The 15,776-nt window shown below is 36.6% G+C and carries 13 protein-coding genes and 3 pseudogenes; 3 read left to right on the forward strand and 13 right to left on the reverse strand.

All coding sequences use genetic code 11. From position 1 onward, the window contains the following. Positions 1 to 67 precede the first annotated feature (67 nt). On the forward strand, positions 68 to 1,297 hold the full coding sequence (locus BLP58_RS08130; protein WP_176752298.1) for an RNA-guided endonuclease TnpB family protein: 1,230 nt from the start codon (positions 68 to 70) through the stop codon (positions 1,295 to 1,297). Between the two features lie 607 nt (positions 1,298 to 1,904). On the opposite strand, the gene BLP58_RS08135 is transcribed toward BLP58_RS08130, so the two are convergent. After that, positions 1,905 to 2,342: a hypothetical protein gene (locus tag BLP58_RS08135; RefSeq protein ID WP_003626431.1), complete on the reverse strand. Its 438-nt coding sequence runs from the start codon at positions 2,340 to 2,342 to the stop codon at positions 1,905 to 1,907. A gap of 157 nt (positions 2,343 to 2,499) precedes the next feature. Here BLP58_RS08135 and BLP58_RS08140 point away from each other — a divergent pair, with 157 nt between their 5' ends. Then, positions 2,500 to 4,071: an SH3-like domain-containing protein gene (locus tag BLP58_RS08140; RefSeq protein WP_226908583.1), complete on the forward strand. Its 1,572-nt coding sequence runs from the start codon at positions 2,500 to 2,502 to the stop codon at positions 4,069 to 4,071. 53 nt (positions 4,072 to 4,124) lie between these two features. After that, positions 4,125 to 4,355 (forward strand): annotated as a pseudogene (locus BLP58_RS11795) (IS3 family transposase); the annotation flags it as partial. Positions 4,356 to 4,445: 90 nt separating this feature from the next. On the opposite strand, the gene BLP58_RS08150 reads toward BLP58_RS11795, so the two are convergent. From BLP58_RS08150 to gtfA, 12 genes and pseudogenes are all read right to left on the reverse strand, one after another. Continuing rightward, complete coding sequence (locus BLP58_RS08150; RefSeq protein WP_025084333.1) at positions 4,446 to 6,005, reverse strand: class I SAM-dependent DNA methyltransferase; 1,560 nt, start codon at positions 6,003 to 6,005, stop codon at positions 4,446 to 4,448. Positions 6,006 to 6,177: 172 nt separating this feature from the next. Then, on the reverse strand, positions 6,178 to 6,999 hold the full coding sequence (locus BLP58_RS12405; RefSeq protein ID WP_049775958.1) for a zinc ribbon domain-containing protein: 822 nt from the start codon (positions 6,997 to 6,999) through the stop codon (positions 6,178 to 6,180). After that, complete coding sequence (locus tag BLP58_RS12410; RefSeq protein WP_013853806.1) at positions 6,996 to 7,637, reverse strand: zinc-ribbon domain-containing protein; 642 nt, start codon at positions 7,635 to 7,637, stop codon at positions 6,996 to 6,998. Before BLP58_RS12410 ends, BLP58_RS12405 begins: the two co-directional genes overlap by 4 nt. 157 nt (positions 7,638 to 7,794) lie before the next feature. Next, positions 7,795 to 8,160: a pyridoxamine 5'-phosphate oxidase family protein gene (locus tag BLP58_RS08160; protein WP_013853805.1), complete on the reverse strand. Its 366-nt coding sequence runs from the start codon at positions 8,158 to 8,160 to the stop codon at positions 7,795 to 7,797. 244 nt (positions 8,161 to 8,404) lie between these two features. Then, the gene (locus tag BLP58_RS08165; RefSeq protein WP_013853804.1) at positions 8,405 to 9,145 is read right to left on the reverse strand and encodes a hypothetical protein; all 741 of its coding nucleotides are present in this window, start codon (positions 9,143 to 9,145) and stop codon (positions 8,405 to 8,407) included. A gap of 85 nt (positions 9,146 to 9,230) precedes the next feature. Further along, on the reverse strand, positions 9,231 to 9,938 hold the full coding sequence (locus BLP58_RS08170; protein WP_013853803.1) for an aldo/keto reductase: 708 nt from the start codon (positions 9,936 to 9,938) through the stop codon (positions 9,231 to 9,233). A 10-nt stretch (positions 9,939 to 9,948) separates the two neighbouring features. Continuing rightward, positions 9,949 to 10,355, reverse strand: a pseudogene (locus BLP58_RS08175) (OsmC family protein). A gap of 21 nt (positions 10,356 to 10,376) precedes the next feature. Further along, positions 10,377 to 11,549 (reverse strand): MFS transporter, encoded by a 1,173-nt coding sequence (locus BLP58_RS08180; protein WP_013853801.1) that lies wholly within the window; start codon positions 11,547 to 11,549, stop codon positions 10,377 to 10,379. Between the two features lie 49 nt (positions 11,550 to 11,598). Continuing rightward, positions 11,599 to 12,876 carry a sensor histidine kinase gene (locus BLP58_RS08185; protein ID WP_013853800.1) on the reverse strand — a complete coding sequence of 426 codons (1,278 nt, stop codon included), beginning with the start codon at positions 12,874 to 12,876 and terminating at the stop codon, positions 11,599 to 11,601. Between the two features lie 8 nt (positions 12,877 to 12,884). Continuing rightward, positions 12,885 to 13,550 (reverse strand): response regulator transcription factor, encoded by a 666-nt coding sequence (locus BLP58_RS08190; RefSeq protein ID WP_013853799.1) that lies wholly within the window; start codon positions 13,548 to 13,550, stop codon positions 12,885 to 12,887. 8 nt (positions 13,551 to 13,558) lie between these two features. After that, positions 13,559 to 14,170, reverse strand: a complete 612-nt coding sequence (locus BLP58_RS08195; protein ID WP_013853798.1) for a GTP pyrophosphokinase — start codon at positions 14,168 to 14,170, stop codon at positions 13,559 to 13,561. 154 nt (positions 14,171 to 14,324) lie between these two features. Continuing rightward, a pseudogene (gtfA, locus tag BLP58_RS08200) lies at positions 14,325 to 15,768 on the reverse strand (sucrose phosphorylase). Between the last annotated feature and the right edge of the window lie 8 nt (positions 15,769 to 15,776).

Below are 15,776 nucleotides of genomic sequence, written 5' to 3' on the forward strand. Positions count from 1 at the left end.
AATCCCGTGATGAATCCGGCCTTTTTTCTTTTGTTTTTTGCTTGTTCCCCCCTTCTTTCTTAAACATATGTTTGATATAATCTTAAAAAGAAAGGAGGGAACAAATGTGCTAAAAGGGATCAAATTAAGACTCTATCCTAATAGAACACAACAAAACCAGCTTGAGCAGATGTTTGGCAATGATCGTTTTGTTTGGAATCAAATGCTGGCCATGATGAATGAGCGCTATCAGAATAATAAAGCTTTGCCTTTTTTAGGCAAGTTCAAGCTGAATTATCTGCTTAAGCCGCTTAAAAAAGAATATCCTTTTTTGAAAAACAGCGATTCTTCAAGCTTGCAGGTAGTTAATGAATTTCTAACTCAGTCTTGGAAGAACTTCTTTCAAGATAAAACTGGCCAAGTAGGCAAGCCTCGTTTTCATTCACGCAAGTATCTGAAAAAGTCTTATACGGGCAAATCAACCATAAGAATTACAGGTAAAAGGTACTTGAAGATTCCCAAATTGGGCTATGTCAAAACCAGCAAGACTGGAGTTTTGCAAAACACTAAGGTTAAGCGTTATACGGTCGTACTTGAACCAACGGGCAAGTATTATTTGTCTCTACAAGCTGAAATACCTGAACCAGAGAAGTATAGCTTAACTGACAAACAGGTTGGAATTGATGTTGGCGTAGCTGATTTAGCAATTCTGTCTAATGGGCTAAAATATCCTAGTTTTGACAGTTCTTATTTTGAAAAGAAAGCCAAAGTCTGGCAAAGAAAATATGCTCGTCGCAGACATTTAGCTAAATTATTAGTTTTGCAAGACAGGAATAAAAAGGTGCTTTGTCCTAGAAGCTTAGAAAGCTTCACTAATTGGCAAAAAGCGCAAAAGTCAAAAGCTAAGTGCCAAGCTAAAGTAGCAAATCAGCGCAGAGATTACCTGCATAAATTAACTACGCATTTAGTTAAACAATATGATGTAATTATCATTGAAGATTTGAAAACCAAGAATCTTCAGAAAAATCATCACTTAGCTAAGTCAATTGCCAATGCTTCATGGCGGATATTCAGACAAATGCTAGAATACAAATGCGAATGGTATGGAAAAAAGCTAATTGCAGTTGATCCTAAGAATACTTCCAGAATTTGTTCAAAATGTGGCTATAATAGTGGCGCTAAGCCATTAGAAATTCGTGAATGGACCTGTTCTAAGTGTCAAACCAAGCATGACCGAGATATTAATGCGGCAGTTAATATCTTGCATAAAGGAAGTACAAAGCTAAATGGTCAGGGACTGGCCATGGTAACAAGCTGAGTTCCGTGAGTTAGGTATTTGACTAGTTCAATGTAAGATCCTAAACACTACTCAGTGTTCCCAGAAACCCGGCACTTCAGTGCCGGTGTAGTTCATTAGCTTCATTTAATTTAGGTATTATAATTCCTTTCTCGTCAGTTTCATTATTCAATTTTTCATTTAATCAAATTAATGATAAATATTGCAACTGCAATAATAAATATTATTAATGCTATTCTATTAATTACTGTAGTAACTCTATTGTATTCTTTATCATTATCTTTCATTTTACTTATCCTTATAATTCATAGTATAATAAAACACACAAGGGAAGTTATCCCTCATGTGTTGGATTAGTGGAGTAATCCAACAATCGAAGCTAATAACATGATTACCGCAGTTATCAGATTGATAATCGCGGTTTTTCTGTTGTAACGTGCCTCTTTTGAGACCCGTCTTCGGTGCTTCTTCATTGGCATCACCACCTTAGTAAGGCTTCATAAGCTTTTCTTAATTCACCTTACATAATAATTGTATATTTATATGAAATTATGTAAATAAAATTTTTTAAAATAAAATGCAAAAAGCCACCCAAGAAGGTCTTTCATCCTTCTAAGTGGCTTTTTTACTACATATCTTTTGCAGATTTCGTCAAATCATTCTTATCTGAAATCCAAGTAAACAATGGCAAATCAATATGACCATTTTCGTCAATTAAATTCATTACTTTTTCCATAAAGAATTCCTGCCAATGCTTATCTGGTTGTACACCGGGATGACCTAATTGAGGAACTAGCCATCCTTCACTCAATGGCTTGATTGGATTAAGACCTACTACCATCCCAATAGTATAGTTTGAAAAATCAAAACTGCCTTCGACTACTTTCCATTTAGGATTTTTCATTAATTCAGGTTGCAATTTATTTAACATTTCAGGCGGAATTTTACCCTCAGTAATTGCCATTCTGCCCTTAATTGGGCCATTTTTCTTTTCAAATTCTTGCAAAGTGCCTTGCATAAATAATTTTTGCCCAAATTGATCAAATTTCTTCTCTTCTTTTAACATAGTTAATTAATCAACTTCCTTTAATATGCTTAAGCTTTATTATACAGAATTTTATCAATGAAAAAAGCTTTCAAGATTCAATTAAACCTCTTAATCTTACATCTATAATCTAAATAGTTTAGTCACGCCCTTAGATTTAGTAGATAATATGAATATCATGAAAAAGTTTTTATATTTTATAATTTTACCGATATTAATTTTATTCATTCTATATTTTTATTTACCTTTAAAAATTAATCCGTTAAAAAACGGATCTATCGTGTTAAAGCCTGCACCAGTAACTACTTACACTAATGTTCAAACTAAATTGGCTGGACTCCATGATTTTCCAATTTATCGCAATATTTCTAAAGACGGTGGTATCAATGCTTTCACTTCTACCAAGGATTTCAGGAACGGTTTGCTTCAATCTCTTAAATCAGCGCAAACCAAGCAAGGACGTTTTTATCAATTAACAGTCAACGGTAGACAAATTGGTTGGGTTAATGAAAAATTATTTTTACGTAGCAAACTACTTGCGGCAAAGCATGTATCTTTAACTCGTAATCCCTATTACTCTTTCCCAGTGAGGGATGCAATTTCTTATATTGCAGACAAGCACGGCACCTTAATCGATCCTAAAAAAGTATCTGCATCCCAAAATTTTGTTAATTCTACAACTCCTGGGAAATTTACAATTAAATTAAAATACCATCATTTAAAAACAACAATCAACGTTCATGTTAGACCTAATTTAAACGAAGGCATTACTGTCGCAAACAGAACTGCTATTGCTGGACCTTCTTTAGTAAAAACATTCTCTGGTAGTTCCAAATCTTCTTCTCCAAATTGGAATCCCGAAAATAATTATCAGCCTGAAACCGAAATTAATAGATATTATGATAATAAGCATAATTTGATGATAACCCAATTTTACCAACCTCGTTTTCATTCATTAACGCCCCAACCTACTCCTCTTAATCAAATAGGAGTTATTCCTCAAGGGATCAGCCTTAAACAAAATCAATTAACTGTTTCATATTTCAGTAAACCTAACGTCGAATGGGGACATCTAGTTACTTATAATCTCAATCATTTGTCCGATCCACTTAAATCACAAAATTTACTTACTATGAAGTGGCGAGAATTTAAAAACACATCACGCAATATTGCAGTATCTCCATATATGAAGCTGGGGCACGGACAATCTATCGGCATGACTAAAAAATATATTTATGTACTGGCTAGCAGCAACAAAGAAGCTAATCCCGATAAATCCGAAGAAATTTTTCAAATTTCTAGAAAAAACTACCAAATTAACCATCTTTGGACTATAAAAGTATGGAATCGTTCTAGCTATTATCCACGCTATTTTCATAACGCTTGCTTTATTAATAGTCACTTAATGTACGTTACTTTTCATAATGCCAGCAAAGGATTATATGAATACTGGAAATTAAGTCGAAACGGAAATACATGGATGCCAACAGAAATCGGAGCAACTCAATCTGATTTTGTAAAAAACAATTCACCTCTGCAAGGCTTTACCTCTAGTCGTTCTAAGTTTTACCTAGCTTTTAACGATAATTTATTCATAATTACCCACCCAGGAAAACTCATACAGCACTACCAATTTCATACCTTGCGCGAAACCGAAGGGATAGCTGTAGAAAATGATCGCCCTTATATTGAATTAGCACGCAGACCCGAATTGCTACAAATAAAAAATCAACAAAATAAAAAGAATTGATAATCACAAATTGAAGTGAGACCTAAAAGTGAGACACTTTTAGGTCTTTTACTATGTCTAAATTTAATAAAGAACAAAAGATAGAAATTTATCGTAAATGGAAAGATGAGAAAATCTCAATCAGTCAGTTGTCAAAAGCATATAAAATGAACTTAGCTAATCTGGATTACATGCTTAGATTGATTGATATGCATGGAACAAATATTTTGAATACTAGAAAGCGGGTTTATTCTAAGAAGTTTAAAGAACAAACAATTGAACAAGCTATCTTTAGGTTTAAAAGCATATCCGTTAATATATGTAGCAACTTCTCCTAACTTAATATATTTTGTTTTCATCTATTCCCTACAAATCTGAATTTGTTTTTCCTTTCCTTACTTTCCAAGCATATCTTTCAATTCTTGGAGATCCTTAGTTGCTTCTGCATCCAATTTCATAATTTCTGCCAAAATATCCTCTGTAGGTGGATACTTAACTGGAACATATTTAATTTCTTTATAGCGATTAATTGATAAGTCATACGCATTATCGACTATTTCCTTCTTATCAACTAAAAATGACTTATCTGTACGTTTCCTATCTGCTTCTTTATCTAGACGCTTAAATCGCTTAATGATACCTGGAATATCATTTTCATCAACTTTTGTACGTTTATCATCAAGTGAATAACCATCCGCAGTCATATCATAGAACCATACCTTGTCGGTGCCACCATGATTAGTCTTTGTAAAAATCAAAACTGCTGTTGACACACCAGCGTAAGGTTTAAACACACCTGAAGGCATTGAAATTACAGCTTCTAATCGGTTTCCATCTACAAGTTGTTTTCTAACGGCTTTATGTGCACTTGATGATCCAAAAAGAACACCATCTGGAACAATACATGCACAGCGACCACCAACTTTTAGCATTCTTAAAAATAAGGCTAAAAATAGCAATTCTGTCTTTTTGGTCTTGCAAACTTTCAGTAGATCATCTGATACCATTTCATAATCCAGACTTCCCTTAAAAGGTGGGTTTGCTAAAACCAAAGAATATTCGTCTTTATCAGTATTTTGATCAGAAAGACTATCACGATAATCAATATGAGGATCAGTAATCCCATGCGTCATCATGTTCATGGCACCGATTCTGAGCATAGTTTTGTCCATATCATAGCCAGTAAACATACTACTCATATAGCGTTTTTTATTCTCTGGATTATAAAAGATTGCTTTTTCTTTTTCTGGATCTTCTCTCAAATACTCTGCAGCGGCTATTAAGAATCCAGAAGTACCACATGCAGGGTCAGCAATTTTATCGTCTGGAGTTGGATTCATCAACTCAACCATCATTTTGATAATATGGCGAGGGGTACGAAATTGACCATTCCGCCCTGCAGTTGACAATTTACTTAGTAAATATTCGTATAAATCACCACGAACATCACTGGACATATTTTCAGCAAGATTACCCTCACTGTCAGCTTTTTCTAAATTACTTTTTCGAACCTTATCCATTGTTTTGTAAATATCATCAAGTGAATCAACAACTTTTGATAATAATTCTGGAGTTGGCAATTTAAAAATCGCATCTGTCATATATTTGGAATACGCACTATCTTTATCATCATGTAGATTTTTGATGAATGGGAATACAAATCTATTCATTAAGATAAACATCTTATCTGCGGGTAAATCATGAAATACTGACCATTTTAATTCTTTACCTTCAATTGTTTGACCACCTATATTCTTTTCTCCCGCAAAAATACTGGTGTATGGTAAACCCAACATCATATTTTCTTTTTGCTGAATATTATCTGCTTCATCTAACTCACGAATAAACATTAAGTAAGTAATTTGTTCAATAACTTCTAAAGGATTAGTCAATCCTCCAGCAGCAAAACTATCCCACAAAGCATCAACTTTATTTTTAATTTCTCCGTTAATCATCTAATTCTCTCCATTTTTAATTGCTTTATAACTGTCCTTAAAAATTTACACATTGTTTTACTATCATTGTACCCTATTTTTACTACTATCGGCTATCCACGAGAAAACTCCAAAGAGCCTCACTAATTTAAGCAACACAAAAAGCATCCCTCACGGGATGCTCTATTCATCATTATCTTGCACCAAGCAAATGTCCAGAACCGATTGAATCAATCTTCAATCCAGCCTGACTCTTCTTAATCGAAGCATTGGTAAATTTCATTACCTGTCTGCTCGTGCCGCCCATATTGAACTTAAAGTCAAAGGTAACGCTATAATTCAAACTCTTCAAATTCTTATTATGTTGCTTAACCTTAACTTTGTAACTTGTCAGACTCGGTGTCTTCTTCCAAGTTCTTACAATCTTCTTCAACTGAGCGTAATTAGGATTCTTCTTGCCATTGATAAAGTCCTTAGCGTTTAGCTTGTTAAAGTTCTTCTCTAATAAAGCCTTCACAGAAGAACTGCCCCAAGTTAAGTCAAAGACATGATTGTTGTGCTTCCTCACAATTGCAGTCGCATTAGCAATCATTTTACTCTTGACTAGCTTGCCGTTACTATTCTTAGCAACGTAAAGCGAGAAGTCCTTAGTTAATGGCATGTCGGTAAAGGTCTTTTCACCCTTGCCATCAAGTTGAGCTGCCAATTTATTGTTTAAGTAATCCTTAGCATTTGGTGCGCTCTTAACCTTGAAGCTGCCGACATTCAGTTTAACTTTACTTTCCTGATCTGACCAAACATCAACAGTCTTTTCATCCTTGGCAGTTTGACCAAGATATGAGGTTTCGGCCTTGATCTTGTAGCGACCTGGCAATACCTGTGCTGCTTGATCAAAGTGTTCACCATTAACCGTCACAGCTGTATGCTGATAATCATTCTTGACTTGCAGCTTGTAAGTTGGCAATTGCACTACATAACGTGGGAAGAGACCCAAGTAATGACCATCTTGGATCAATCAATTGGGCCATCGTTCTTCCCCATTAGATCCTTCTTCAGCTTCTTATAAGCCTTCGGATTCTTCTTGTAGTAGTCACTAAGTGGCTTCAACTTCTTGGCTGTAATCTTCTGCTTATCAGCAGCTACTAGATGACTAACTTTGTCATTCTTAATGGCGGTTTCAATTCTATTGACCTGTTGCTTGCGACTGTAGAAGCTGGTGCTTCCCATCACTAGAACTGCAACTAGCAAGATAGCAACTGCACTGACAATTGGCCAAATATTAAAATGTTTCTTATTCTTCAGTAAGGAAGTAGCATGAGCCGGTGGAACCGGATCTGTCTTCTTTGACTTTTTAAGTTTAGATTCTTCCGTCTTTGGCTTAGAAGGCGACTTGGCTAGAGACTGCTCAGCAGGCTTAACTTGCTTGGGCGACTTAGGCTTAGAAGGCGGCGTGGCTGTTTCGGTAGCCGACTCTTCCTTCTCTGGCGGCTTGTCAGATTCTTCATCCGAACCCGACACTTCTCTACGACCTAAAAGTCCGACGTCAATAGTGACGATCGTTTCTTCATTATTAACTAAATTGAAATGACAGAATGGGCAATACTTTGCCTCAGGATCTACTTCTTTACCACAATTAGGGCAAATTTTTTTCATATATCTATCTTATCAAAACAATTCTCAATATAGTTACATTACTATTTTAGTCTAAAAACATGAATCTTGCATAACTTATTGACTATAATTTTGAAAAAATATTAAGAATGCAAAAAACGCCCCATTTTCATGGAGCGCTTCAGCACAGATGAATTAATTAAGCGTCAATTTCATCAATCTTAATGTTTACAACATATGCGTTAGGGAACTTAGTATCCTTCAAAATTTTCTTAGCATAGTCATCACCTTCATGGGTTTCAGCATAGCCTCTAACACGGAATGCCTTGTGAGTTGGTGCATCAGCAACAACGATAGCTGCTTCTGAACCATTCTTTAAGTTGTCATAAGCTTCTGACTTAGTCTTTTCAAGGTATTGCAAAGTGTTAGCATCAATAGCCTTAAGTGAACCTTTAGGACCTACATCTGGCTTACCTTCCTTGTTAACAGTTGCCATGTATGCTAGGTGTTCGTTAAAGAACTTAATTTGTTTGTCAGTCAACTTGTTAGTATCTAATTTCTTCATATAAAAAATCTTCCTTTCAATAATAACTATTATTATAGTTTGTTTTTATGACACTGTCAAATCTTTTGTGTAAATGGTAAGTGTCAATATTTTTGCGGTAGGCTATTAACCATTAGTCTGACCTTAATTTCTTAAATATTTATTTGATTTATTTTTCTGCTAAAATCGTTTAAATAGCTATGTCCTGCTGTTAAGCTTTCAATGGCGCCGTGATGAATGCCCAGATGAGCTTCATGCGTCTTTCTTAGGCTGGCAACTTAACTGGAGCATACTTAATGCTAACTGTCTTTACAGCAGTTGACTTAACATATCTCTTCTTGCCAATGTAAACATATCTAGTCTTACCATGCTTAACGATCATGGAAGTCTTGTATTTCTTACCCTTCTTGATCTTCTTCTTGGTTGCTTTGAAGTAAATTTTCTTTGACTTCTTGCTCTTCTTGTAAGCGTAGTAAATCTTAGCACCCTTTTTGGACTTAGGGGTTACGACGATGTACTTTAATTCTCTATTCTTATAAGCAGCTTGAACTGCTTCAGTATCAGCTTTAACTTGTTTTTGGAAATTCTCAAGTGTTGGTGGCACAGCATTAGCAGTAGTTACATCAGCTGCACTAAGGAAAATCATGCAATCCTTACCATCAATGGTCTTGTTTTCTACATAATACAAAGTCAATGAATTAGAACTTTGACCATTTGAACTTGTAGCTTCAGTTGACCAATAAACTGGTACAACTTGGCCCTTAGTATAAGTTGAATCTTGGGACTTAATTGACTTACCATCTTGACTTACAACATAAATCTTAGGCTTGTCAACATTAATAGTAGCCTTTACTGATCTACGCTTAAGACTCACCGTCCCCTTCTTAGCAGTTTGAGCAGTAGCCGCATGAACAGGTTCAGCAGTCATTGCAACACCACTACCAGCTAATCCAGCTGAAAGCATAACTGCCGCAGCTAATGAAGTAAATAATTTTTTAGTTTTCATTATAAACATATCTCCTAAAACAAACTTTATTGTAAAATCATTATAACATTTTTCTTAATTTATTAACTTACAATCTGATTACGAACTATTTCCCGGAAAATAATTGACCTATCGTGCTCATGTCTGCACCCTTAATCACAAAGTCAGTCTTCGGATTCTTAACTGCATCCCCCGCCTCAATCAACGGAATAATGCCCTTTTGATTAAAGTAGCGCAGAACCAGTTCTACTGGCATCGTCTTATAGTTCTCCGCCAGCTCAGTCAATGCTTCAATATCACCATGAACAGGTACTTCGACTTGCATCTTATTCTTGCGAGCTAAGGCAATCACACCTTGATCTTCAATTTCAGTTTCTACCACACTAGGTTTAACCTGAGCCTTTTGCAAAATATCGGTTAATTCATCCGCATTAGCTCTAATAACGCCTAAAGTCTTTACCCAGCCCTTAATCTTAAGCTGTTCGAGTTCTTGCCAGACTTCATCGTTACGCTTAAGATCATCGCTCAACTTCAATAAACACAAATCCGCATGATTTTTAACCAAGTTATTTCGAATAATTTTAAGACTATTGCGTAATTCTTCTCGCGTCTTAATTTCTTCTGAAATTTCGATCTCAACATAAAGTTGTGGACTGACCTTAGTTAGATCTAAGTTCTTATCCGCCGGGCAAGCTAACAGCCGATAGCCCATCTTCACTGCTTTAGCTAATTCTGCGTCATTAGTACCAATTACGCCAATCTTGGGCATTAAACTGCCATCATTTAATACAACTGCTTCATCTAAAATTGCCATATTTTCTCCTTTAAGCTAATTCTACATAGATCTTAATTGCTTCTTTAAGCGTTTGATACACGGTTGACACATGCAAAACATGAGCTAAGAACTTCTCTTTTTTTCCTTACTCATTGATGAATCAAAGAAAACTTCAATTGTCATTTCTGTTACTACCGACTTGCCATGACCTAGCTTTTCCGTCTGAGCATGATTTTCAACACGAAAATTAGTGACGTCTAAATCATGTGCTTTAGCTATCATTCCTGCTGACATTACAATACAAGAATTTATGCTCGTGCAAAGATATTCAACTGGATTAGGACCCGCATTATGAGCCGCGTCAGTAGTATCACAAATCAGCTCATGATCCCGCGCCTGACTTTGGATTTGCCATTCATTTTTTCCTAACTTTGACTTTACTAAATAATCACTCATGCTCTTCATCCTTTCTTAAATTTAATGATGATCGATCGCATCGTTCAAGCGTTTACGCCAAATAAAGTAGACTAATAACATCACAGGAATCAATACTAGTTCGACCCAATAGAAATACTTAATCGGCAAAACGCTATCGATTACGCCGCTGATCATTGGACCAAAGGCCATCGCAATATCCAAGCCTAAATAAAAGGTAGAACTAGCTAGGCCTTGTTCTTCAATCGGTGCTAGCAGCAGTGCAGTTGACTGCAGTACTGAATAAATAATACCATAGCCTAAAGCCATGCCCGCGGCAGCCAGTGCCATCTGCCAATTATTATTCATGACAGCTAACAAACTAATATAAGCCGCAGTTGAAACTAAACTAATCCAAAACCACACGCCAAAACGTACGGTATCAAAATAACGCTTAAGCCCAATTCTAATAACTAGCAAGACCACGGCATAGATTAAGAAATAGGCACCAACAGCAACACTCAAATGTTTTTGCTCTACATAAGTAACGATATCGGCTTGCGTTACAAAATAAGGCATGGCAAACAAAGTAGTTAGAATAGCAACGGGCAAGACATTCAATTGAATAATCTTAAAGTGTTTCTTTTTTGTCCTCGGCCGCTTAATTGGCAAAGCATGATTACCCACGAATTGAATAGCAATTACCATTAAAAATGCCGATACAGCAGAGGCGATCATACTTTCACGATAGCCGATTTTTTGATAAATATTGATCGACAAGGCTGGAGCCAGCGCCATAGCCAAAGCATTCATTAGGCCATAAAAGCCCATGGCTTCACCCACGTGTTGACGCGGCACCAGGAATGCCAACCAGGTAGTCATGCAGACGGTACACAAAACATAACCAGTCCCATTAATTAACCGAAATAATAGCAGCCATTCGCTAGAGGGCGTGAAGACATAACCAAGCACGCCAATTAAGATTAATACGCCACCAATAAATGACAGTAAATATTTAGAAAATTTATCAGTTAGATTTCCAGCGACTGGGCGCAAAAACATAGCTGCTACACTCATAATACCGACGATAATCCCGGCAAAAGTGCTGCTAGCACCCAAATTCTTGGCATAGCCATTAATTAAAGGATTGACGAACATCGTGCTAAACATAAAGAAGAACGATGCCGCCATTACTAAAATTACGTCTTTAGTATAGATTGATTTTCTCTTCGCCAAAATTGATTTCCCCCGATTCTTGTTTTTATTGTACAACAAACCAAGAAACTTATTTGGCAATTTTCAAAATTACGCTAAAGACGATATCATCACCCTTGTGATGAACTGAAATACGACCGCGAAAAGCTTCCGTCAATTCTCGTGCCATCGATAAGCCGATACCCAAGCCGCCTTTTTTAGAATTATGCGACTCATCTTCGCGATAGAAACGGTCAAAGAAGTGACTATAATCTTGACCTTTTCCTTCCTTATAAATATTGCTTACTCGCAAGATCGCGCTCTTATTCAGGGCACCACCTTTAGTCAATTTAACCTGTACCTTGCCACCAGGATCGCAATACTTTCTAGCATTATCTAGCAAAATATTAAGAATTTCAGCTAAAGTATGCTTTTCAGCAATAACTTTAATTCCTTCTCGAATTGAAATTTGATAAGTTAAATTATTTTTCTTCATTACTGACTTAAAGTCTTGCGTCGTTTCTTCGACAATTTGAGAAAAATCCACCTTGCTGAGAGTAATCTCACCAGTTTCACCTGCTCGCGCAAGCGAAATCAAGCTATTAATCAACTTAGTCAGCTTAGCCACTTGCTGCTTAGTACTTTCATTCCATTCTGAGTTATTGCCGAGCATCTCTTCCATTTCAGTATTCGCTGAGATCACTGCTAATGGCGTCTTCAATTCATGCCCAGCATTAGTAATAAACTCTTGCTGCTTGTGGTAAGTATCGGTTATTGGCTTGATCGCCTTGCGACTAACCAAAATCAAAATTACGGCAAAAACGATCAAAGCACAGATTCCTAAAACAATGGCTACTCTAACTAATAACCAAAAACGATTAAAAATCAAAGTTTCATTCAAAAAAATAACTATCGTTTGTCCAGTGCCATCCTTAGCAACACGATAAGCATATTGGTTTTGCCCAATATTAACATTGCCAGTCTGACTATGCTCTTCCAAAGCCTTGCGCGTAATCGCTCTAATTGTCGTATTCTTTAAACGATAAACATTGGTGCTATTAACCACATGCACGTTATGACTAGCATCAATGGTCACAGCAAAATAGCGATACTGATAAACGGCTTCGGGATTATATTTTCCACCCAAGAAATTGCGGTTAATGGGGTTATCTTGATCGCCGAAGGCAGGCTGCGCATTTTGCGGGGTCAAATGCCCCTCGTTTTTAACCAATGCGGTTAAAACGCGATGAACTTCATTTTGACTCTGAATACGAGTGATTCCAATCAAGCCACCTAGAGTAATTAATAAAACTAATAATAATGCGGCAACAGAAGTGCCGATGAACTTCCAACGAAACTTCTGAATCATTTTCTCACCTACTTAACCAATTTATACGAACCACCTTTTTCACCATCAATGTGAACGGTACTTTGAATGGATTCTAGCTTTCTTCTTAAATAAGAAACATAAATCCAGACCACACTGCTATCGGCATCTTGGTCATTTTTCCAAACATGATTTAATAATTCTTCAGTGGAGAGTTCTTTTCCCTCATTGAGCAAGAAATAATCCATTAATTGTGTTTCTGTCCCGCTTAATATGATTGAGTTCTGACTGACCAGTTCTTGTTCAGCAACATTTAAAGAAACATCCCCTACTCGCAACTCATTCGGAGTGTAATCATCTTCACGCCACTCTTTTGACCGCAATCTAGCCAGCAACTCTTTTAATGAAAATGGTTTAGTAATGTAGTCATCCGCGCCACTATCCAGACCAGTTACACGATCATCAACTTCAGCCTTTGCCGTTAGCATCAGAATATAAGTTTTATCACCGCGTGCCCGAATTTTCTTTAGAGCTGTAATCCCGTCCATCACTGGCATCATGATATCTAGTAGAATTACATCATAAGAATTCTCCTTACTATGCTCGACAGCCTTCAACCCATTATCAACCGGATCTACATCATAGCCTGACTTCTGCATCGCAACTGTTAACACGCGTAAAAGTTGCGGTTCATCCTCTGCTACTAAAACTCTCATCGATTAAATCAGTCCTCTTCCCTAATTAGCTGGCGAATCGTCTGCATACTAATATCGCAAGACGCAAGTTCATCAGCAACTCGTTTTAATTCTCTACCAATCATTTCGGGATGCTTGATTTGATGCTTATATTTCATCTCATGTTCCAAGCTAGCCCAGGTATCCATAGCAATTGTCCTTAGCTGCACCTCAACGAAGTATTTCCCGGGAATATTTCCGTTAACATCTTCATTAGGCACAGTAACCAATAAGATCATGTGGTAGGAGCGATACCCATTAGGCTTAGCATTAGTGATATGGTCTTTTTCTTTAAAAACGGTGATATTATCCCAACTTTTAATGTAATCAATACAAGTGTAAATATCATCAATGAAATTGCAGACTACTCGCAAACCTACGCTATCGTGATTAATCTGCAGAGCAGAATTAGGCGTCAGCGGAAGGTTCTTCCTGCGGCATTTTTCTTCCATGCTGGCTTCGCTTTTAACACGACCACGCAAATGTTCATACAATCTTTCATGATATTTACGTTCATAATTTTGATTTAATTGCCGAAAACGCAATAGCATTTGATCAAGCAACTCATTAAGTGTCGAGGCATATTTGCCGTAGATATTCAACCTTTATCCCTTCTTCCTAATTATATGATAACAAGCAATTTTGATTTTTCTTTGAAATTTGATTAGTAAAAGATATAAAGAGATTTTTTATAACTTTTTGCCAACAAAAAAACCACATCTATCTCTTCTTAATCGAGATAAACATGGTTTTTCACTAAAAGCTAACTTTTTTACCGTTAGCTAATACTTCATAAGTTAAGTCCTCCAGATTAGCCAGCAGTTCGACCTTCCTAGTCTGTTCATGATTCATGCGTACGATTCGGATTTCATTATCTTGAGGAGTGGAAATATCAATGGATCCATTCAAATCAAAAGCAGTTTCATTATTCCTAAAAGTAAAAAGTTTCAATAAAGATTGAACAACCGAACGTTGCACTTCTTGATCAACCTCAGCCTTGCTGTAATAATGCCGGTTGATATTGCCGACCTTCTTTAGTTTTTTCTAACAGCTCAATATCATTTTTGCCAGCTAGCATCCCCACATAATAAACTTGCGGAATCCCTGGTGCAAAAACTTGAAGCAGACGCGCCATAAAGTATTTCTGATCATCGTCACCCAAAGCTGAATAAAAAGTAGTATTAATTTGGTAGATATCTAAGTTATGGTATTCAGCACTTGAGTACTTCTTCTTAACATTAGCGCCAACTTGATAAAGCTCTTTGCTAGTATAATCAATTTCTGCAGGACTTAAGATATCGCGGGCATCTACTACGCCGATCCCATCATGAGTATCCAGCGTCGTAAATTGCTTCATCGGACATTTCTTCAGCCACGCTGCCAAGCGGTTCGACTTACCAGAATAAAGCGAATACAAAGTTACCATTGGCAAGGCAAAATCATAAATGAAGTAGCCATGCTTGGCAATCTTGAATGGCATCGAATAATGCTCGTGAATTTCAGGCAGAATTGTTGCGCCCTCATCCGCGATGTCATCTTGTACCTGTTTCAATAAGTCCCAAATTTCTGGTTCAACGAAGAAATCATTCGTATCTAATTTTTTCACTGCATAAGCAAAAGCATCTAAACGAATAATATCGGCACCATGCTTGATTAAGCTAATCAGAGTATCCTTAATGAACTTTTGCGTTACCTTTTTACGGACATCTAGATCAATCTGTTCCGGACCAAAGGTATTCCATAATTTTTCCTTGCTACCATCAGCAAAGGTGATTTCTTGATAAGGTGCGCGATCCTTATGTTTATAAATTAAATCAACATCTGCCTTGGTTGGTCGACCCTTAGGCCAGAACTTGTCCCAGCTGAGAAACATGTCAGCATACGGACTTTGATCCTTATTTTTCTGAAAATCCTGGTAATACTTAGATTGTCGTGAAATATGATTAATCATGAAATCAAACATTAAGTAATACTTCTCACCTAATTTTTCAACTTCTGACCAATCGCCAAACTTAGGATCTACAGTACTATAATCCGTCGGAGCAAAGCCACGGTCACCCGTTGATGGAAAGAATGGCAATAAGTGAATGCCGCCAACTGCACCCTTTAAGTCATTCTCCAAGACTTCATTTAGTTCTTTTAAGTTTTTACCCAGACTATCTGGATAAGTAATCAACATTACCTTGTTCTTAATTGGCATGATAACTC

It is taken from the genome of Lactobacillus kefiranofaciens, assembly GCF_900103655.1.
Taxonomy (GTDB): domain Bacteria; phylum Bacillota; class Bacilli; order Lactobacillales; family Lactobacillaceae; genus Lactobacillus; species Lactobacillus kefiranofaciens.